The following is a 19,706-nucleotide window of genomic DNA, read 5'->3' as shown; positions in this document are numbered from 1 at the left end:
GCCGCGACCTCAGTTGCCGTTGCCGAACATCTGCGCGTTGCCGGGCTGATAGCCCGCGCCCGGCGTGAGGAAGCGGCGGCGCTGCTCCCGGCCTTGATCGGCCGCCGCCGCGCGCTCCGCGTCAGTCAGCGCCGTGGCCCGGCCGTTGGCGGAGATCAGCGCGATCAGGTCGGAGAGCTGCTGCGATTGCAGCGCGAGAAGCTGATTGCCGGCCTGTGTCGCCTGCAACGCACCCTGCGCGCCTTGACTCTGGCTGACGAGGTTCGACATCTGCGTGCGATTGCTGTCGATATTGCCGACGACGCCGGCCTGAATGCGCATGGCGTCATGCAAACCGCCGACGGTGTTCTGCCAGCGCGAGCGAGCGTCGGTGATGAGCTTGGCGTCCGATGACGACAGTGAGACGCTGCCATATTGCTGCTGGAACATCCGATCGACGTTCTGGACGTCGAAGGCGATGTTCTGCGCCTGGCCGAGGAGCTGCTGGGTGCGCTGGACGTTCTGCTGAATCTGCTGGAGCGCCGAGTACGGCAGGTTCGCCAGATTCTTGGCCTGGTTGATGAGGCTCTGCGACTCGTTCTGAAGCGAGCGGATCTGGTTGTTGATCTGCTCGAGGGAGCGCGCCGCCGTCAGGACGTTCTGGGCGTAGTTGGTAGGGTCATAGACGATACCGCCGAAACCGAATTGCGCGTGCGCTGGCGCGGTCAGCACCGGCGATGCGGCGAGCGGTATCGCCAGGATGAAGGCCGCGAGCGACAGCGCGCGCGGGCGTGAACGAAGCGTATTCATGGTCATTACTCCTTCTCGGACTGCTGAGGGGTGAGGTTCGCGAGGTCAGGGATGAGGTCTGCGGCCCACTCGGCGCCGCGCAGGCGCAGCCAGGCCGCGAGAAAGCCCTCGCGCCCATGCTCGGCGACGGTGCGCGCGATCTCGGACTGGTCGGTCTTGGAGGAGGTGGCGGCGAGCGCGAGGCCGACTTCGGAAAGGCCCAGCTCGAACAGGCGATTGCCGCGCCGCGACTGGCAGTAATAGTCGCGCTTGGGCGTGGCCCGTGCGAGGATTTCGATCTGGCGGTCGTTGAGACCGAAGCGCCGATAGATCTCCGTGATCTGCGGCTCGATCGCGCGTTCGTTCGGCAGGAGGAGCCTTGTCGGGCAGCTCTCGATGATGGCCGGGGCGATGTTGCTGTTGTCGATGTCGGACAGCGACTGCGTGGCGAAGATGACGCTGGCGTTCTTCTTGCGCAGCGTCTTCAGCCACTCGCGCAATTGCCCGGAGAAGGCATCGTCATCGAGTGCGAGCCAGCCCTCGTCGATGATGAGCAGCGTTGGCGAGCCGTCGAGACGGTCGCCGATGCGATGGAAGAGATAGGCGAGGACGGCGGGTGCCGCGCCAGTCCCGACCAGTCCCTCGATCTCGAACGCCTGCACCGATGCCGAGCCGAGATGTTCGGCCTAGGCGTCGAGTAGCCGCCCATAGGGGCCGCCCACGCAGTACGGTCGCAGCGCCTGCTTCAGGTCGTTCGATTGGAGCAACACCGTGAGGCCGGTGATCGTGCGCTCCTCGACCGGCGCCGATGCCAGTGAGGTCAGCGCCGACCAAAGGTGCTCCTTCACCTCGGGGGTGATCGCGATGCCTTCGCGGATCAGGATGGCGACGATCCAGTCGGCCGCCCAGGCGCGTTCGGGCGTGTCGTGAATGCGCGCGAGCGGTTGCAGCGCGACCGAGGAGTCCACGCCCTCGGTGAGATCGCCGCCGAGATCGTGCCAATCACCGCCCATGGCGAGCGCGGCGGCGCGGATCGAACCGCCGAAGTCGAAGGCGAAGACCTGGGCACCGGCGTAGCGCCGGAACTGCAAGGCCATGACGGCGAGAAGCACCGATTTGCCGGCGCCGGTCGGACCGACGACGAGCGTGTGACCGACATCGCCGACATGAAGAGAAAACCGGAACGGGGTCGAGCCCTCGGTCTTGCCGAACAGCAAGGGGGGCGCTCCGAAATGCTCGTCCCGTTCCGGCCCCGCCCACACCGCCGAGAGCGGGATCAAGTGGGCGAGATTCAGCGTCGAGATCGGGGGCTGGCGCACGTTGGCGTAAACATGTCCCGGCAATGAGCCCAGCCAGGCATCGACGGCATTGATCGTTTCAGTCATGGCCGTGAAGTCGCGGCCCTGGATGACTTTCTCGGCGAGGCGAAGCTTCTCGTCGGCAATTCGGGGATCGTTGTCCCATACCGTGATCGTCGCGGTGACATAGGATTGGCCGGCGTAGTCAGCGCCGAGTTCTTGGAGGGCGAGATCGGCGTCCGCCGCTTTGTTCGAGGCGTCGGTATCGACCAGCGCCGAGGCCTCGTTGGTCAGCACCTCTTTCAGGATCGCGGCGATGCTTTTGCGCTTGGCGAACCATTGGCGGCGGATTTTGGTCAGCAGCTTGGTCGCGTCGGTCTTGTCGAGCAGGATGGCGCGCGTCGACCAGCGATAAGGAAAGGCGAGCCGATTGAGATCGTCGAGGATGCCGGGTGTGGTTGCGGTCGGGAAACCGACAATGGTGAGAACGCGCAGATGCGCCGTTCCGAGACGCGGCTCCAAGCCGCCGGTGAGCGGTTGGTCGGCGAGCAGCGCGTCGAGATAGACCGGCGTTTCGGGCACACGGACGCGGTGCCGTTTGGTCGAGACGGTCGAATGGAGATAGGTCAGCGTCTCGCTGCTATCGAGCCACTGGCATTCCGGCATAAAGCCGTCGAGCAGCGCCAGCACGCGATCGGTGCGGTCGACAAAGGTGTTCAGGATTTCCTTCGGATCGATGCCTGCGCGTTCGCGGCCCTCATAGAGCCAGGCTTCGGTGCGCGCGGCGTCCTCGGCCGGCGGCAGATAGGTGATGGTGAGATAGTAGCCGGAGACGTAATGCGCGCCGGCTTCCTCGAAATCGGCTTTGCGCTCGGCATCGAGGAGCGCTGCGGCTGCGTCGGGAAACAGGTCTGCCGGATAGATCGACGCCTCGTGCCGCTGCGCCTCGACGAAGATGGCCCAACCCGATCCGAGACGGCGGAAAGCGTTGTTGAGCCGCCCGGCGACGGCGACCAGTTCGGCAGCGACCGCGGAGTCCAGATCAGGGCCGCGGAAACGGGCCGTGCGCTGAAAGCTGCCATCCTTGTTGAGCACGACACCATCGGCGACGAGCGCGACCTAGGGCAGATAGTCAGCGAGGCGGGTTGCGGTGCGGCGATATTCGGCAAGATTCATCATGACGATACGCCTCCTCAGACGGACAGATGAGCGGGGATGCGCAGGTGGCGGCGGCCGACCTCGACGAAGAGCGGATCGCGCTTTGCAGCCCACACGGCTGCGATATGGCCAACGGCCCAGATCAGCAGACCGACGAGCCAGAGGCGCAGGCCAAGGCCCACGGCTCCGGCCAGCGTGCCGTTCAGGATGGCGAGCGCGCGCGGTGCGCCGCCGAGCAGAATGTGCTCGGTCAGCGCCCGGTGAACCGGGACGGTGAAACCCGGCACCGCGTCGAGTTGTTCGAATGCCGCCGCCATCAGACGAGCGCCCCGCCGCCGAACGAGAAGAACGACAGGAAGAAGCTCGACGCCGCAAACGCGATGCTGAGACCGAAGACGATTTGGATCAGCTTGCGGAAGCCGCCGGATGTGTCACCGAACGCCAGCGCCAGGCCGGTGGCGATAATGATGATGACGGCGACGATCTTGGCGACCGGCCCTTCGATGGATTCGAGAATCTTCTGGAGAGGTGCTTCCCACGGCATGGACGAGCCGGAAGCATGGGCGGCGGGAACGAGGACGAAATTGATGTAGGTGAAGGCGGCGGCCGTCGCGGCATAGCGGCGAACGCGCATGGTGTTGGTGCAGATCATGATGGCGCTCCTGTGCGGTCAAGGGTTGCGGGGGTGATGGCGTAGTCACCGTCCGGGCTGAGCCCATCGACGCGGGCGAGTTCGGCGAGCCGACGCGCGGAGCCGCGACCGGAAAGGACGGCAACAAGATCGATGGTCTCGGCGATCAGGGCGCGCGGGACCGTGACGACGGCCTCCTGGATGAGTTGTTCAAGGCGGCGCAGCGCGCCGATGCCGCTCCCGGCGTGGATCGTGCCGATGCCGCCGGGGTGGCCGGTTCCCCATGCTTTCAGGAGATCGAGAGCTTCAGAGCCGCGCACCTCGCCGATTGGAATGCGATCGGGGCGCAGGCGTAGCGAAGAGCGAACCAGCTCCGAGAGCGTGGCCACTCCATCCTTGGTCCGCATGGCGACAAGATTGGGCGCGGCGCACTGAAGCTCGCGGGTATCCTCGATGATGACGACGCGATCCGCCGTCTTGGCGACCTCGGCCAGAAGCGCATTGGTCAGCGTGGTTTTGCCAGTGGAAGTGCCGCCCGCGACAAGGATATTGGCGCGCGCCATCACGGCTGCGCGTAGCGTCGCCGCCTGGTCAGCGAACATGATTCCGGCGGCCACATAATCGTCGAGCGTGAAGATCGCGACGGCGGGCTTGCGGATGGCGAAGGCCGGTGCGGCGACAACGGGCGGCAGCAAGCCCTCGAACCGCTCTCCCGTCTCAGGAAGCTCGGCGGAGACTCGCGGGCTGCGCGGATGCACCTCGACGCCGACATGGTGAGCGACCAGCCGCACGATGCGCTCGCCATCGGCAGGCGACAGCGTCTCACCCGTATCGGCCAGCCCTTCGGAGAGGCGATCTACCCAGAGACGACCGTCCGGGTTCAGCATGATTTCGACCACGGCCGGGTCTTCGAGAAAATGGGTGATGGTCGAGCCGAGCGCGGTGCGAAGCATGCGCGCACCGCGCGCGAACGCCTCCGGCTTCTGGCTGGTTGTGGTCATTTCGGCCCCGCTTTCTGACGGGGCTGAAAACGACGGTCCCCGGATCGGGGTGATTAAAAGAGCCGTGAATCAGGCTGATTCAACAAGTATCGGTCGTCGTAGTAGCGTGGCGTGCAAATACAGGAGAACGGCGGTTGGGCGATGCTATTGATCCACGCGCGCTGAAGCCTATGGATCGCTCTCTGTCGGGCTGGACGGCGACTCGCCGACATCTTCAACGATCTCCTGCCGAAGTTTCGGTCCCTGGGCCAAGCGCCGTCCAAGGGCCGCGATGAACGCCTCGTAGCGCTTCCCGACCATGGCGCGCGCTGCCTGGGCTGCGGGCTCGGGGAGCGCCGGCGTCGTGTTGAGCCAGAACCGGATGAATACGGCCATGGTCTCGACGGAGATCCCGATGTCGCGCTCCATGCGGTTGAGACGGCGATCGATCTGGTCGAGGCGTTTGGCGACCACGGCTTCACGCCGCTCCGCGTCGTCTGGCGACAGGAAGGACGCGATGGCGGCCTCTGCGATCAGGGAGAGCGGTTGTTCGCGTCGGCCTGCATAGTTCGATAGTGTCGCCATGATGGCGGGGTCGAGATATACGGAAATCGGCACCTTCTTCTTGCGTCCGGGCATGGTGCTACAACTCCATGCCGTCATTGGGATCGAGCGAGACCTGGCGAGCAACGCCGCGCATGACGCGGGTCAGCCGCTGGTTGCGCGCGGCTGCGTCCTCTGTGTCGTCAGGCAAATCGATCTCAAACTCATTATCGATCGGCGCCTTCTTTTCGATGGGGTTCACCCGGTTGAGTTCGGGCTGATGCCGACGCTCGGACTCGGTGGAATCCTCTTCATCGTCACCGCTCGTCATTGGTGCAGCGTTTTCGGCCGTCTCCGGGCGCGCGGGGATCGGCAGCTTGCTCCAATCGTCGGGCCGACCTTCAGCAGGCCGCGCCAGCCCGGGTGGTGACATGATGCGTTCCTTGAAGCGGGCATCTTCATAGTAGCGCGCCTTCTTCGCCCGGATCGGCGGTGTCCCGGCGACCATGACGATCTCGTCGGTCGGCGGGAGCTGCATGATCTCGCCTGGTGTCAGGAGCTGTCGCGCAGTCTCCGAGCGCGAGACCATCAAATGGCCGAGCCAGGGCGAGAGCCGATGCCCGGCGTAGTTCTTCATCGCCTTCATCTCGGTCGCGGTTCCGAGCGCGTCGCTGACCCGCTTCGCGGTCCTTTCGTCGTTCGTCGCAAAGGAAACGCGCACATGGCAGTTGTCGAGGATCGAATTGTTCGGACCGTAAGCCTTCTCGATCTGGTTCAGCGATTGAGCGATCAGAAAGCTCTTGAGGCCGTAGCCCGCCATGAAGGCCAGCGCGGACTCGAAGAAATCGAGGCGGCCGAGGGCGGGAAACTCGTCGAGCATGAGCAGCAGGCGATGCCGCCCGGCCTTTGCTTGCAGATCCTCAGTGAGACGGCGGCCGACCTGATTGAGGATCAGGCGTATCAGCGGCTTGGTGCGGTTGATGTCGGACGGCGGCACGACGAGGTAGAGCGTGGTCGGGAGCTTGCCGCCCACCATGTCGCTGATCCGCCAGTCGCAGCGCCGCGTCACCTCGGCCACGACAGGATCGCGGTAGAGGCCGAGAAACGACATGGCGGTGGAGAGCACGCCCGAGCGTTCGTTGTCCGATTTGTTGAGTAGTTCGCGCGCTGCGCTGGCGATGACGGGGTGCGGCCCTGCCTCGCCGAGGTGGCTGGTCTTCATCATTGCGGCAAGCGTCGACTCGATCGGGCGCTTTGGATCGGACAGGAAAGCGGCGACGCCGGCCAATGTCTTGTCGTCTTCGGCGTAGAGGACATGCAGGATGGCGCCGACCAGCAGGGCATGACTGGTCTTCTCCCAATGGTTCCGCTTTTCGAGCGAGCCTTCGGGATCGACCAGGATGTCGGCGATGTTCTGGACGTCGCGGACTTCCCATTCGCCGCGGCGCACCTCGAGCAGCGGATTGTAGGCCGACGATTTGGGGTTGGTCGGGTCGAACAGCAGAACGCGGCCATGCCGGGCGCGAAAACCGGCGGTGAGCTGCCAGTTTTCGCCTTTGATGTCGTGGACGATGGCCGAGCCCGGCCAGGTCAACAGGGACGGCACAACCAGGCCGACGCCCTTGCCCGATCGGGTCGGGGCGAAGCAAAGCACATGTTCGGGGCCGTCGTGACGGAGATAGTCGCGATCATAGCGGCCGAGCACGACACCGTCGGGACTGAGCAGGCCCGCAGCTTTCACCTCGTCCTTTTCGGCCCAGCGGGCGGAGCCGTAGGTCGCTGCGCTTTTTGCTTCGCGGGCGCGCCAGACCGACATGCCGATGGCGACGGCGATGGCGATGAAGCCGCCCGACGCCGAGATCATCCCGCCCTTGGCGAAGACCTCCGGCGCGTAGGCGTCATAGAAATACCACCACCAGAAGAAGGCTGGTGGATAGTAGATCGGCACACCCAGAAGGACGAACCAGGGCGAGCCCAACTGCGCCTGAAAGCCGAGACTCCATGCGACATATTGCGTCGCCGCCCAGGTGGTGAGCAGCACGATGAGGAAGACGACGGCGATCTGGCCCCACAGGATTTTGGTCGCGGACATTGCTGCGGTCCTTTCTTCTTAGGTGATTAGAGGCCGAGTCCCCGCTTGCGGCCGAAGCTCCAGTCAACACCCCCGTCGCCGCGGGCGACCCCGGAGACGTGCTTGCCGAGCTGGCTCTCGAGGGACGGCGACCAGGGCACGAGCTGGAAGCCGAGGCCGTCATCGATCATCGCGAAGCGGCCGGATGCGAGCGTCATGCGCTGGCGATAGGTGCCGGCGACATATTCGCCACTACCGGCCGCTTTGAACGGCTGGCCTGTTTCCTTCGCGAGCCGGTCGGCAACGGCGCCCACCTCGCGGCGTCGAAGGGTATCGATCAGGTTGCGGTTGAAGATCACACGCCGGCCCTGCCGCTCGGCGAGACCTTCGCCGACCAGATGGTTCACGCGTTGCTGCATCGCCTGCCGCACCTCGGCGCCGAAGCCGCCCTCGGACATGGCGACGGGTTCGCGGGCGATGGATTGCCGGTCGAGCCAGGTCGCGCCAGAGGCGTTCACCTGATGCTGGAGATCGAGATCGGAGCGGACGGCGAGCGCGGCGCGGCGCTCGCCCCGCGCATCCTCGAAAGTGCGCAACTCGACGATCGATCCCGGCGCGCTATCGCCGGCCGCGTCGAGATGCGGCAGACGAATATGATGGGTCCGGCCATCGACGCCGTCGACCACGGCGTAGGCCGTTCCCTTCAGCTCGTCATCGAGGCCGCGTTCGACCAGACGGCCGATGACCGGCGCATCGAGGCTTTCCCCAGCCAGTACGTAGTTGCCCGAGCCGCGGTCGATACCGCGTTCGGTGAGTGCGCGGTGCATGCGTTTGATGATGTCGCCGCGTTCGCCGAGCTGGCGCAGCGTCACCTCAGCCTGATCGTCGATCATCCATTGGCCAGGTCCGATTTCACTGGCGAGGCCGAGGGCTGCGAGTTTGCGCAGGCGGCCCACCTTCTCGACGGCGTAGGCGTCGGGCTGGCGGCCGACCTCCGGAGCAACATCGATGACGCCGGTCTTTCCAGCGTCGCGGAAAAGTTGCCGATCAAGCTGCGTCCAGCGCTCCGCCCCGATCTGGCGTTCGAGCGTGCGGCGAATATCGAGATCCGTGCGCGGGCCAAGCTCCTGTGTGATGAGGTCACGCGCGCGATCGCGCATGCCCTCCTTGATGTAGTCGCGCGAGATCACGAGGTCCTGGCCGTCGTCGCGGACACCGCGCACGATCAGATGGACGTGAGGATGCTCGGTGTTCCAGTGATCGACCGCGACCCAATCGAGCCGCGTGTCCAGATCCTTTTCCATCTGGCCGACAAGATCGCGGGTGAAGGACTTGAGGTCCGACATCTCCACGGCGTCGTCCGGTGAAACGATGAAGCGGAAATGGTGGCGATCATCCTCGCATCGCCCGGCGAAGGCGCGGCCATCAGCTTCCTCCGTTCCCGGCCCAAACAGCCGGGCCTTTTCTCCATCACGGGTCACGCCGTCGCGGCGGAGATAGTCGAGATGCGTGCCGAGCGGCGCGGTGCGGCCGGAGTGCCGCACGACGCGGGCCTTGATGACTGCGCCGCGCGTGCGCGCGGTGATGAGGCGGTTCGCCTGGATGCTGGCGCGCTGGCCGCGGCCGAAGCTCGAGCGATTGGCGGCAAAGACGCGCCCGGAGCGCGAGACGCCGCCGCCCGCCTTCTTCGCCGCCGCCAGCGCCTGCGCGATGAAGGGCCGAGCTGACTGCGCGCGGGTCGATCGGATGCGCCCAGGGCGAACACGAAACTCGTGGTCATCGGCCATGACGCGAGCCCGCAATGTGCGAAAAATCGCGCTGATACAGATAGGTGGGCGTCAGGCGCACATTGCCGATGAGCACGGCAATGTGCGGAGCGCGCCAAAATATCCTGCAAATACAACCGCCCGACCGACGCGCAATGTGCGGCCTTTTATCCTGCCATCGTGCGGTTGTTGTGCCTGCCTCTCCCCCTTGTGCCCTCCATGTCACGCCGGAATGCGACAGAGTGCGAAGGATACTTCCGCAGCTCATCGGGGCGCTCCACCGTCAGAGCGAGCGACCACGATAGGGGCGTTCGAGTCTTCGGCGGTATCGGGAACGCGCGCCGCGACGGAGGAGCGGCTGTCGTTCGACCGCGCGCTTTCCGATGTCGATGTTGCCGAACGAGCGTCGGCGGAACGCACGACGAAGAGCGGCGCTTCCCGCCAATCCGGCGGCGGTGGCGGCGCAACCGATGGCGCGCTCGACGGCGATGGTGCGCCTAGCTGCGGAGCCAGCAGCGCGATGTAGGCCCGAGTTTCGGCGGGCAGGGCGCGGCCGGTCTGGACGTATTCGTCGTAGCGGCCAGGCCCCGCATTGTAGGCGCCGAGCATTGCGGGGATCGTGCGATAGCGGTCGAACATTTCGCGCAGGTAAGCAGCGCCTGCGAGGATGTTGTCGCGCGGGTCGTAGGGGTCACGCCCGAGCCCATAGCGAATGCGAAGCGCGGCCCAGGTATCGGGCATGACCTGCATCAGCCCCAGCGCGCCGGCCGACGATATGGCGCGCACATCGCCGGCGCTTTCGGCGCGTTTGACGGCGACGATCCAGTGTTCGGGAATGCCGAAGCGCTGCGAGGCTTCGGTGACGAAGGTGGCGTGTGGATCGCCAGCGACCGTGCGCGCAGCCGACGCGGACTGGGCAAGAGCGGTGTCCGTTGCGCCTGCTGCGAGGGCCAGGCCGGAAAGGAGAAGGAAGGCCATGCTCCGGACGGCGTGATGCCGCCCGCGCGCATCACGATGGCTCATCGTTGGACGGGGACCGGACATCGGTCAGTCTTTCACGGCGCGGTCGCGCGGGCGCGACCAATGCAGCGACCAGGCGTTCCCGGCGTCATCGTCGCGGAACAGATTGGCGCGGATTGGCTGCGACAGCGCAGGGTCGTCGATCAGTACGGCAACGTATTCGCCCGCGCGCTCGCCGGTGCGTTTCCAGCCCGCGCCGATTTCCGGACCGGCTTCGGCTTTGCCATCGTCGCTGGCGTGAACGCGGTAATCCGGCGCGTTCACGGCATCGGAGGGCTCTGCCGGCACGATGACGACGTCGCGGAAGAGCGTGAACGTCTCCAGCTTGCCGGCGAAGCCCGTGTCCTGGCGCGTGAATTGACCAATCTGAGGCATGATGACTTCCTTTGCGGCAGCGTTGGGAAAGCCATCGGTGGGCGCCGCCCCCGCCGATGGCGAGGTGTTCATCGCGTCGGTGCGCGCCATTCGAAGCGGCCCGTTCCGTCCTCGTCGGTCCACAGGGGGACGGCGCGGCCGATGATCTGGTCAGTGGATGTCAGGCCGAAATAGCGACCGTCCAGGCTGTCGCGGACCTGCCAGTTCATGAGGAAGACTTCGCCGGTCGGGATACGGCGGCAGCCCTGCCAGACCGGCAGGTCGCGCCCGGCGCGATCACGCGGCAGCGCATCGCCCATCTCGACGCCGTCGATCGTGACGGAGAGGTTCGAGCGGCAAACGGTCTGCCCGGAAACGCCGAGAATGCGCTTCAGCAGCGGGACGCCTTTGGGAAGATAGCCGCGTTCGGCCATGAAGGTCGCGAGCGGCTCGGGCGCATCGACGGCAACGAGATCGGTGACGTCGAACGGGCCGTCGATGTCGATCGTGTAGAAGCCGATGGGGGCGCTGGCCGATGCGTTCCACAGGAGCTTGATCGGCATCGGGGTGAGCGCCGGATAGCTGATGCCCGTGGTCGCGAGAGCCACGACGAGGAAGAGACCGGCGCGCATCACGACTGTGTCCTCCGGCGCAGGAGGAAGGCGCGATGCTGGTCGAGCGTATAGGCGCGGGGCTGATGTCCAGCCGCCATCCGGTTGTGGACGTGCCGCCAGTGTTCCGGCGAAACGGCGTCCGCCTCGATGCCGATCGCTTCAATGGCATCGACGTGGCGCAGCACGTCTTCGACCTTCGGCCATCCGTCGATCCTGAGCAGGATTTCACCGCCCGGCCGGACAAAGGGCAGCGTCTGGTAGGGCTCTCCGGGCTCGACCGCGCGCACGATGTCGATGCGCGAGATGATCGTGCCGAAATCGTTGGCCGCCCATCGCACGAACGCGAATACGGTGTCCGGACGGAAGGAGACGACACGCCGGCGGCGGTCGAGGATCTGTTCATGCGCCTCACGGCCGAACCTGATCCAGTATTCGATCTTCTTCTCGATCCACGTCAGTTCGACGTGGGTCATGCTGCCATGGGGGGGCGCTGACGGCAGCGGGCCGCCGCGCATGCGGGGAGCCGCAGTGCCGGTCATGTAGGGTCTCCTGGTGTCGAGGGGAATTCACGCGCGAGCAGCTCACGCAGCATGTCGGCGACGGTGACGCCGCGCCCGAACGCGGCGATCTTGATCCGGCCGCGCAGTTCGGGGGTCACATCGATGGTGAGCCTGGCGGTGAACGCGGCAACGTCAGCGGCGCGTGGTGCGTTGTCCGCAGCCTTGATCCATTGGTCGGGATCGGCGGGGCGCGAGGCGAAGCCACGACGGGGGGATCGTTCGTTCATTGTGCGCCCCCGTCGATCCGCAGACGCAGGAGTTCATCGGCGAAGGCCGCGATCTCGCGCGCGGCCGATGTCGCATCGGCGAGTTCGGCGACCAGGCGGCCGGTCTGCGCGGCGGCGGCGAAGGCGACACGTTGGCCGATGGTGGTGGCGAGCAACGGTGGATCGTGATCGGCCAGGGTCTCGGCTGTCTCGCGGGCCAGGATGGTGCGCGCACCGCAACGATTGAGCACGAAGCGGGCGACCAGTTCCGGGCGATAGACGCGGGCTTCGCGGAGCAGCGCCAGCATCTCGGCCGATGCCCAGCCGTCGAGCGGCGACGGCTGCACCGGGATCAGCACGAGGTCGGCGGCGAGCAGCGCCGAGCGCATGAGCGCTGCGACACGCGGCGGGCCGTCGATGACGACGTGGTCGACATCGCGGGCCAGCGCCGGCGCTTCGCGGTGGAGCGTGTCGCGCGCCAGGCCGACGACGCCGAACCGGCGCGGCAGGCCCTCATGGCTGCGCTGCTCAGACCAGTCGAGGGCCGATCCCTGTGGGTCCGCATCGATCAGGGTGACGCGCTGACCGCGCCCAGCGAGTTCGCCCGCGAGGTTGAGCGCCAGCGTCGTCTTGCCGACACCGCCTTTCTGGTTGAGGAACGCGACGATCATCGCGCACCTCCAGGCCGATCGAGGAGCGGAAGCTGATCGGGGGAAGCCGGTTCGCTCTCTTTCCGGCCCGTCTGAGCGGCTGGAGCACCCTTGCGCGGTGATTTGCCGGCGGCGCGGAGGCTCGCTGCGGCGGTGCGGATGAGGTTTTCCACATCGCGCGCGCGCTCTTCAAAGTTAGATTCTTGGTTAGACTCTAAGTTAAGGGCGCGAATCCGCCCACGATTTCCAGACGTTAAGGCCGGCTTGGGTTCCTGATGGCACGAGCCTCGGGTTCCCGATGGCACGATAGGTCGGGTTCCCGATAGCACGAGGCCGTCCACAGGTTTTCCACAGGCGGCCAGTGGCTCGAAAGCCAGCAGCGTGCGCCCGCCGATTTCCACTTCGAGCGACAGGAGGTAGCCGGGCAGTGGTTGGCGTCGCACGATGTCGCGCAGTTCGAAGGCGAAGCGCTTGAACGGCGACAGGCTGCCGGATTTGAGGTGGAGGTGGCGTAGGTCGAAACGCCAGCCGCCGCGCTGACGGCCTCCGTGTTTGCGCACGATGCGGTAGAGCCAGCGATCGAGGCCGCCGGTGAGATCGAAATAGGCCGGATCGATGGTGAGGATGAGCGCGTCATCGAGGACGGCCTTGTAGAACCAGTCGGGGACGATCAGCTCGATGCCATCCGGTCGTCCTTGACGATCCGTGCGCTCCTGCCACTCGTTGATCCACGAGAAGCGGTGACGGCGGCCTTCGGCGGGTTGGCGGATCGACGTCGAGATGGTGGTCGATTGCAGCCGGTCGAGCGCGGCCTTGAGCCGCTGATAATCGCGCTTGGATGTGCCGCGCCCGACATAGGTGAGGATCTCATAGGGTGTCGCCGCCATCAGACGCGAGGTGCGCAGGCCCGCGTCGCGGGCCTCGACGATCTGGCTGGCGGCCCAGATCAGGATGTCGGCGTCCCAGATCGTGGCCATGCCATGATCGGGAACGGCCTCTACCCGGATGGAGACACCGCCCGCCGAAAAGTCGATCGGCGCTATGCGGTGCGATTTCGAGAGGGAGAAGAAGGGATAGGCCATGAGATCCTGCGCGTCTCGTGGCGCGAAGTCGCCGGGAAGCGCGCGAAACAGGTCGAGCTGCCCACGCTCCGAAGGGTCACGACGACGCACCACCATGAAAGAGACCGGCCACAATCAGCGTGCGTATCGGCCGGCGATCTGGCCGGTCGGCAGCGTCTGGCGCTTTGCGGGAAGCACGGAGCCGCGCGGATCGGACGTCGAGGTTACGGCGCCGCGCTCGGCCCAGGTCTCCAGATCGTCGACCGAATAGACGACGCGCCCGCCGAGTTTGTGATAGGCCGGACCAGTTCCGTAGGTGCGGTGTTTTTCGAGGGTGCGCGCAGACAGGCTGAGAAATTCAGCGGCTTCCTTGGTCCGCAGGTAGCGTGGCGGGAGCGCGGCGGTATCGGGTCGCATGGGGCGGGCCTCCGTGGGGTTACTGGGGGCCGCTGGCGATCAGCGGCTGACAGCGACAACGGTGGCGGAGAACCTCCGGCGGGACGGATGGGGGACTTGGGATGGCTAAATTCCCCACCCCTGTCGGTGGCGCAGGCTAGGTGCGCCGACGATGCCGAAGCAGGTGCAGATAGCCGCCATCGATGAGGGCCAATCCGGCTTCGGCGAAGGCGATCACGGCATCCCGCAGCGGCGAGGTCTTCCACGGGTCGGCATCGATGCGCACCGCGCCATAGATTGCGATGGCGATGTCGCGATAGGTCGCGCCGTTCATGCGGCCGTCAGCAGCACGAAGTTTGAGGCGAAAGCGGCGGCGCTGCTCGGCGGTCATGCGCGTGTCGCGCAATGGCGGACGTTGGAGCCAGGCGCGCGCGAGGCGTGTCAGCGCATCGATGCGATCGAGGATGTCGTCATCGATGGGGACGACCGCTGCAAGCTGGTCGTGTGCGGATATGCCGGGTTGGAAGAGTAGCTGGAGGTCGTGCTCGGGAAGACCGGTATAGGCTCCTTCAGGACCATCACGTCCCGCACCGAACCTGTCGGCGAGGCGGTTTGAGCTGGACGGCAGAAAGTTCGGCCGCGCTGTCAGAAAGAGGACGGCGGGATCGCTCTGCGGCGACCACACCACCTGTTGCTGTAGGGCAGAACGACCTGGTCTTGCAGGGAAATCGCAACCCCCAGCGCTGCTGCCTGTCGTCCGGCAGCGGCTGAGTCTCGTCGCCAGCATCGACCAGTCTGGCGTAATCGTCCTGATAAGGGCGGTATCTGCGAAGGCACTCCCAGGCGAGACCTTCGATCGGCAGTGTATCGAAGAAATCGTAGCTGCGGTCGTCTCGCCAGTTCGATGTATCGGGCCTCATCGCATCAACTCTCCCGCGTGGTGCGCGTAAGTCGAGCGTGTGATTTTTCGGGGCGCCACGAGGGTGTTGGAAGCCCGGAGGAGGGCATTGCGTGATGTCGAAAGGGCATCACGCAGGTTCGCAAGCCTCTCAGCGGTGAGCCTGTCGCAGGAGATGCCGATAGCCGGTGTGTGTCATCCAGCGGGCGCGTTCGAGATGGCTGTCATGGATGCGTCGGCAGCGTTCGGGTTCACGGGCGGGATCAAGGTCGAACAGTACCCGCACGGCTTCCTCCCAATGCGCGCCGTCAGCGGCCGCATCCAGCAAGCGCATGTATAGTTTGGCGTGCGACTTGTCGTAATCGGTGAGATCTTGCCCCGATGGCGCGAGGTCCTGGAATGGTGCGGTCATGGTGCAGACTCGGCGAATATGCGGTGCCCGTCTATTAACCATGTTTGATCCGAAATAGAGGCAGTGCGAGTGATGAGGAAGCTGGCTGCCCACAGGTCAGCGTAAGCCTGTAGATCGGTTCGGCTTGTTTCCGCGATCATCGACCAGCAGCACTCCTTGCCCTCGGTCGGTCGACAGGAAGACGATGCCGGCAGCTTCCAAGGCCCTGCGTGCCTGATCGCGCGTCGTCTCGTACACATCGAGCCCGCTTTCGGATTCGAGGCGCTTGAGCGCGGTCAGCGATAGGCGGGCCTTGTCAGCGAGCGTCTCCTGTGTCCAACCCAGCAACGCGCGTGCGGCCCGTGATTGTCGGGCGGTGATCATGCATGATCACCTCCCATCGCAACCGGCGCGCGCTCCAGAACTACGGCTATTTTAGTCGTATTGGCCCGCTTCTGCCAGCTCAAAGCGGTTGCCGAAGGGCCGTGTCGTGCTGGCGCCGATTTGCTGATTCGGGCAAACGAGGCGCTGTCGTCAGTGAAGCGAAGGTTCTGCGGGCTGGCTTTTGCAGCAAAGCTGGAGCGCGCGCCTTCGGTGTGACCCGACTATTTGGGGCACGCATCTGCGATCGGGTGCGATTTGAGCAGGAAGGCGGCCCCGACCTTTCGGCCGGGGCCTCGTGACGCCGCCTCAGTCTGCGCGGCGGCCGTTGGGGCGGGACCAGATCAGTGAGTAACCTTCGCCGTCTTCGTCATCGAAGAGGTTGGCGTAGATCGGAGCGTTGAAGCTCGGATCGTCGAGCTTGAGGCCCAGATAGTCGCGGCCCTCGTTGGAGCGCTTGGACCAGGCGGCGCCGATCTCGGCGCGGCCGACCAGGACCCGGTGGCTGGGGGCGTTCTCGCCGCTGGCGCGCAGGTCGGGGACGATGCGCACGCCCTTGGCCTGGACGCTGAGGGTGACGATTTCGCCGCCGAATTCGTTCGAGCCGGTCTTCTTGAAGGTGCCGATGGTCGCCATTGTAAGTCTCCGTTTTCCGTTTCGAGCCCGCACCATTGCGGCCTCGATGGCGATCGACCGGACGGAGGCGAGCGACGACACATCGCTTGCGACCGCAGCAAAGCGGAGGATGGCGCAGGCGCGACTTTGTTGTTTCGCGAGGAATGACGGCGCAGCCGGCAGGGGGAGAAAGTCGGGGCCAGCCGTTGTGGCTTAGGCGCTCGAGGCAAAGCCGTCCTTCGGCCAGATCAGGCCATTGAAGAGGCCGTTCTGGCGCGGGTGCTGGACGGATCGACGGCGGAGACGGCGGCGACCTTCGCATTGGCCCGGGAAGTCCGACCGGCGATCACAGGCGTAAACCTCCTTCGAACAGGCCTGCGCTGCGCATTTCGCCATTCCGCCAGCTCTGACGAAGCACCTCGACGCTGAGGATCTGCCGGCCACGATGTCGTTGCCGCCCCGACGCGCTCCATCGTTCCGTGACAGGTGGGCGCAGCCGATGCTTCGCGATGCCGCTTCCCCATCGGGCGGCCAGATGACGTGGGGGACAAAGGCTATGTGCCGCTGGATCCCGCCGCGATGGGCGCTGCGGGTTTAGGCGTGGGACACATGCCCGCCAGACGGGCCGGAGGCCGCCATTCCAGTGATGCGCACGAAGGCGGCGATGCCGACCGCGATCGCTCCGATGACCGAGAACACGGTCTGCCATGTATCCGACGGCATGGTGTGTTTCACGATGCCATGGGTGGCATGGAATCCCGCGACGACGGCCGGGGCGACGAAGGCTGCTGCGATCAGCAGGCGTGCCCAGGTCGGACGGACGGTGGCGAGCAGGAATTGGCCGATGCCGAAGGTCAGGCCGGCGGCGACAAAGCCGACGACAATCGCGCCGAGCCAGCCCGCGCCGGTGCCATAGGCCCATGTGGCGGCAGTCACGCCCGCGAAGAACGGAAGAGCGAACACTGCAAGCGTGAAGAGGAGCCAGCAGAGGAAGCCGATGGCGGCGATGCTGAGGAGAATGCCGATGAAGATCATGGTGGTGTCTTTCGTCAAATGTCAGACGGACGCGCCTCCACCACCACCACGGCGCACATGCGAGATTAGCAGAATTCGAGCCGCGGGGGGAGCAGAAGCGTGAAGCGTCCGCCGACTGCGCGACCCGGTTCGCCTCATGAGGCGAAGGGGTCGATTTCGCCGACGATGGCGTTTTCATCGCCATCATATTCCGAGGCCGGGGTGACGGAGAGCGTGCCGTCTCCGGCGCGATAGATGACGATGGCCGCCATCAGGGTGGTAGCGAGGCTGAAGGCGAAGGCGTGAGCGGTTTGGAAGGACATCGACCTGGCTCCTGTTTGAGCGGAGGTCCATCCCCCGCTGACAGGCGCCCGAAGAGTTCGGCCGGTGGCCGCAATCACCGCGTAGGCGAAGCCGGAGCGGCGGCACGCTATGCGTAGTCCGACCCTTTACGGGTTGATGGCGTCAGGCCATCGGCTGAACCCAAGGATCAGCGTCTTGAAGCGGGGGTGGTCGTCCGATCAGGAGACCGGATTGTCTGCATGCCGCGACAACTGTTGCCGCCGGCTCGGCTGACCTCTCCTGCGCTGCCGGTGGCCGGATGTCAGCGCTCGGCCTTCCAGGGATCGATCACCGTGACATTCGCGGCCTCGAATGCGCTGCTGTCGCGCGTGGCGACGGCAAACCCCTTGGCGGCTGCGATCGCCGCGATGTAGCCGTCGGGAGTAGGGAAGCCTTTCCCGGCCGCTCGGGCTTTGACGGCGAGATCCGCATAGCGGCGCGCAGCATCGACATCGAACGGGAGGACGCGGTCTGCGAACAGTTCCATCACCCCATCCAGGGCTTCGGTGAGACGCTCCTTGCGCTTGCCGGCGGGGAGCGCGCCGATGCCGAACATCAGTTCGGCGATGGTGCCGCTGGAGAGAAAGAGTGTTTCCGCCGCCTGCTCGTCGAGCCATGCGCGCACGGCCTCGTCGGGAGCGGGCTTCATCGCCTCCGATACGACATTGGTGTCGAGGAGGATCATTCGAAGCTCATCGGCTTGGCGGGCGCCTTGTCACGAGCCTGGTCGAGGGCCTCGACATCCTCATTGGTCAAGCCGAGGCGGCGGCTGCGTTCCGCGAGCGCCGTGCCGAGCCGGAGGCGCGTATCGGGGCGGACAGCCATTTCGAGAATGTCGCGCATTTCCGCTTCGGCGCTGCGGCCGTGCTGCGCCGCCCGCACCTTGAGGGCGCGATGCGTCGCGTCGGACAGATTCCTGATCGTAACTGCGGGCATGATAGCGCCTCCTGCAAGTTTGATAGCGGTGATAGCATAATATAAAAATTGCCATCATTTTCAAGGCGGCCGGTCCCGGCGGCGCTTACGCGCCGCCCGAGCCGAACCGATAGACCGGGATGCCCATCTTGCGGGCCTTGTCGGCCAGGTTGTCCTGAATGCCCGTGCCGGGGAAGATCACGACCCCGATCGGCACGATGCTGAGCATCTGGTCATTGCGTTTGAACGGTGCGGCCTTGGCGTGCTTCGTCCAGTCCGGCTTGAAGGCGACCTGCGGCACCTTGCGGCTGTCGGCCCAGCGGGAAGCGATCTTTTCGGCGCCTTTCGGCGAGCCGCCATGCAGCAGCACCATGTCGGGGTGCTTGGTATGGATCTGATCGAGCTTGGCCCAGATCTGCTTGTGGTCGGCGGTGTCGCCGCCCGAGAAGGCGATCTTCGGGCCGGCGGGTACGAGTACATCGGTATCCGCACGCCTCCTGGCGGCGAGGAAATCCCGGCTGTCGATCAGCGACGCGGTGAGGTGGCGATGGTTGACCCGTGATCCGGTGCGTTGCGACCAGGGTGAGCCGGTGGCGACGAGGTAGCGGCCAGCGGCGGCTTCGCGGAAGGTTTCCATGCCGTCGCGGCGGTCGATCAGGTTCATGCCGATGTCTATGAGGCGCTCGAGCTGAAGGGACTTCACCTCGGAGCCATCCTGTTCGCGCTGAAGCTGCCTTTGCGCCTGCTCGTTGTCGTCGAGCTTCTGTTCGATGCGGTCCACGGCGCGGTGGAACATATTGACGGTCGACCAGAGGAGATCGGGGAGATCGAAGTCGAGGCTGGTGTCGGTGATCGTGGCGACCAGGGCGTCGAAGATATCGGCGACGGCGCCTTCGATGATGCGGTCTTCCGGTGGCGGGCGCTGGTCCAACTCGTCTTCGGAGGGACGGTAGCCGTGGAGCTGCAAGTCCTGGATAAGATGGTCGGTCGGGGATGACTCGTGGTGTGGTTCGTAGTCGTCGTGTTCGCTCATGGGATGCTCCGTCGGCAAGGACCGCGACCGTCGCGGCCTTC

Annotated in this window: 24 protein-coding genes and 2 pseudogenes; all 26 read right to left on the bottom strand. The window is 65.6% G+C overall.

From position 1 onward, the window contains the following. Positions 1-9: 9 nt before the first annotated feature. Positions 10-795 (bottom strand): P-type conjugative transfer protein TrbJ, encoded by a 786-nt coding sequence (trbJ, locus tag AB433_RS10885; protein ID WP_218916941.1) that lies wholly within the window; start codon positions 793-795, stop codon positions 10-12. Beyond that, positions 795-3,245 (bottom strand): annotated as a pseudogene (gene trbE, locus AB433_RS10880) (conjugal transfer protein TrbE). Before trbE ends, trbJ begins: the two are co-directional and overlap by 1 nt. A gap of 14 nt (positions 3,246-3,259) precedes the next feature. After that, positions 3,260-3,541 (bottom strand): VirB3 family type IV secretion system protein, encoded by a 282-nt coding sequence (locus AB433_RS10875; RefSeq protein WP_047821004.1) that lies wholly within the window; start codon positions 3,539-3,541, stop codon positions 3,260-3,262. Further along, complete coding sequence (locus tag AB433_RS10870; RefSeq protein ID WP_047821003.1) at positions 3,541-3,876, bottom strand: TrbC/VirB2 family type IV secretion system protein; 336 nt, start codon at positions 3,874-3,876, stop codon at positions 3,541-3,543. Before AB433_RS10870 ends, AB433_RS10875 begins: the two co-directional genes overlap by 1 nt. After that, positions 3,873-4,856 carry a P-type conjugative transfer ATPase TrbB gene (trbB, locus tag AB433_RS10865; protein ID WP_047821002.1) on the bottom strand — a complete coding sequence of 328 codons (984 nt, stop codon included), beginning with the start codon at positions 4,854-4,856 and terminating at the stop codon, positions 3,873-3,875. The genes AB433_RS10870 and trbB overlap by 4 nt, the downstream gene beginning before the upstream one ends. Before the next feature lie 168 nt (positions 4,857-5,024). Continuing rightward, on the bottom strand, positions 5,025-5,474 hold the full coding sequence (locus tag AB433_RS10860; RefSeq protein ID WP_047821001.1) for a hypothetical protein: 450 nt from the start codon (positions 5,472-5,474) through the stop codon (positions 5,025-5,027). 4 nt (positions 5,475-5,478) lie between these two features. Continuing rightward, a complete protein-coding gene (locus AB433_RS10855; RefSeq protein ID WP_047821000.1) occupies positions 5,479-7,470 on the bottom strand; it encodes a conjugal transfer protein TraG in 1,992 nt (663 codons plus the stop codon). Between the two features lie 26 nt (positions 7,471-7,496). Then, a complete protein-coding gene (locus AB433_RS10850; protein ID WP_047820999.1) occupies positions 7,497-9,236 on the bottom strand; it encodes a relaxase/mobilization nuclease domain-containing protein in 1,740 nt (579 codons plus the stop codon). 243 nt (positions 9,237-9,479) lie between these two features. Then, positions 9,480-10,193, bottom strand: coding sequence for a lytic transglycosylase domain-containing protein (locus tag AB433_RS10845; RefSeq protein ID WP_047820998.1), 714 nt, complete (start codon positions 10,191-10,193; stop codon positions 9,480-9,482). Positions 10,194-10,262: 69 nt separating this feature from the next. Further along, positions 10,263-10,610 (bottom strand): DUF736 domain-containing protein, encoded by a 348-nt coding sequence (locus tag AB433_RS10840; protein WP_047823887.1) that lies wholly within the window; start codon positions 10,608-10,610, stop codon positions 10,263-10,265. 68 nt (positions 10,611-10,678) lie between these two features. Continuing rightward, entirely contained in the window at positions 10,679-11,221 is a 543-nt protein-coding gene (locus tag AB433_RS10835) for a S26 family signal peptidase (protein ID WP_218916940.1), read from the bottom strand. Continuing rightward, complete coding sequence (locus tag AB433_RS10830) at positions 11,221-11,742, bottom strand: DUF2840 domain-containing protein (protein WP_047820996.1); 522 nt, start codon at positions 11,740-11,742, stop codon at positions 11,221-11,223. The genes AB433_RS10835 and AB433_RS10830 overlap by 1 nt, the downstream gene beginning before the upstream one ends. Then, complete coding sequence (locus tag AB433_RS10825; protein WP_047820995.1) at positions 11,739-11,990, bottom strand: hypothetical protein; 252 nt, start codon at positions 11,988-11,990, stop codon at positions 11,739-11,741. The genes AB433_RS10830 and AB433_RS10825 overlap by 4 nt, the downstream gene beginning before the upstream one ends. After that, positions 11,987-12,640, bottom strand: coding sequence for a ParA family partition ATPase (gene parA, locus AB433_RS10820; RefSeq protein ID WP_047820994.1), 654 nt, complete (start codon positions 12,638-12,640; stop codon positions 11,987-11,989). The genes AB433_RS10825 and parA overlap by 4 nt, the downstream gene beginning before the upstream one ends. A gap of 314 nt (positions 12,641-12,954) precedes the next feature. Further along, positions 12,955-13,797: pseudogene (locus AB433_RS10815) on the bottom strand (replication initiator protein A); the annotation flags it as partial. Between the two features lie 18 nt (positions 13,798-13,815). Further along, on the bottom strand, positions 13,816-14,097 hold the full coding sequence (locus AB433_RS10810) for a helix-turn-helix transcriptional regulator (RefSeq protein WP_012110094.1): 282 nt from the start codon (positions 14,095-14,097) through the stop codon (positions 13,816-13,818). Between the two features lie 136 nt (positions 14,098-14,233). Then, complete coding sequence (locus AB433_RS10805) at positions 14,234-14,761, bottom strand: DUF2285 domain-containing protein (protein ID WP_293981132.1); 528 nt, start codon at positions 14,759-14,761, stop codon at positions 14,234-14,236. Next, positions 14,655-14,996, bottom strand: a complete 342-nt coding sequence (locus AB433_RS21805; RefSeq protein ID WP_367119461.1) for a transcriptional regulator domain-containing protein — start codon at positions 14,994-14,996, stop codon at positions 14,655-14,657. Before AB433_RS21805 ends, AB433_RS10805 begins: the two co-directional genes overlap by 107 nt. Positions 14,997-15,125: 129 nt before the next feature. Next, the gene (locus AB433_RS10800; protein WP_047820991.1) at positions 15,126-15,386 is read right to left on the bottom strand and encodes a DNA -binding domain-containing protein; all 261 of its coding nucleotides are present in this window, start codon (positions 15,384-15,386) and stop codon (positions 15,126-15,128) included. Positions 15,387-15,482: 96 nt separating this feature from the next. Further along, positions 15,483-15,749 (bottom strand): helix-turn-helix domain-containing protein, encoded by a 267-nt coding sequence (locus AB433_RS10795; RefSeq protein WP_045811379.1) that lies wholly within the window; start codon positions 15,747-15,749, stop codon positions 15,483-15,485. Positions 15,750-16,055: 306 nt separating this feature from the next. Beyond that, the gene (locus AB433_RS10790; RefSeq protein WP_041535876.1) at positions 16,056-16,382 is read right to left on the bottom strand and encodes a DUF736 domain-containing protein; all 327 of its coding nucleotides are present in this window, start codon (positions 16,380-16,382) and stop codon (positions 16,056-16,058) included. 573 nt (positions 16,383-16,955) lie between these two features. Then, positions 16,956-17,396: a hypothetical protein gene (locus tag AB433_RS10780; protein WP_047820989.1), complete on the bottom strand. Its 441-nt coding sequence runs from the start codon at positions 17,394-17,396 to the stop codon at positions 16,956-16,958. 134 nt (positions 17,397-17,530) lie between these two features. Next, positions 17,531-17,698, bottom strand: a complete 168-nt coding sequence (locus tag AB433_RS20850; protein WP_012110101.1) for a hypothetical protein — start codon at positions 17,696-17,698, stop codon at positions 17,531-17,533. Between the two features lie 281 nt (positions 17,699-17,979). Next, positions 17,980-18,402: a type II toxin-antitoxin system VapC family toxin gene (locus AB433_RS10775; RefSeq protein ID WP_047820988.1), complete on the bottom strand. Its 423-nt coding sequence runs from the start codon at positions 18,400-18,402 to the stop codon at positions 17,980-17,982. Next, positions 18,399-18,653, bottom strand: a complete 255-nt coding sequence (locus AB433_RS10770) for a FitA-like ribbon-helix-helix domain-containing protein (protein WP_012110103.1) — start codon at positions 18,651-18,653, stop codon at positions 18,399-18,401. Before AB433_RS10770 ends, AB433_RS10775 begins: the two co-directional genes overlap by 4 nt. A gap of 85 nt (positions 18,654-18,738) precedes the next feature. Next, positions 18,739-19,665 (bottom strand): DUF2493 domain-containing protein, encoded by a 927-nt coding sequence (locus AB433_RS10765; RefSeq protein WP_047820987.1) that lies wholly within the window; start codon positions 19,663-19,665, stop codon positions 18,739-18,741. Positions 19,666-19,706 lie beyond the last annotated feature (41 nt).

Origin of the sequence: Croceicoccus naphthovorans (assembly GCF_001028705.1) — a bacterium.
GTDB classification, from domain to species: Bacteria; Pseudomonadota; Alphaproteobacteria; order Sphingomonadales; family Sphingomonadaceae; genus Croceicoccus; species Croceicoccus naphthovorans.
This window is presented reverse-complemented; position numbering and strand designations above follow the sequence as displayed.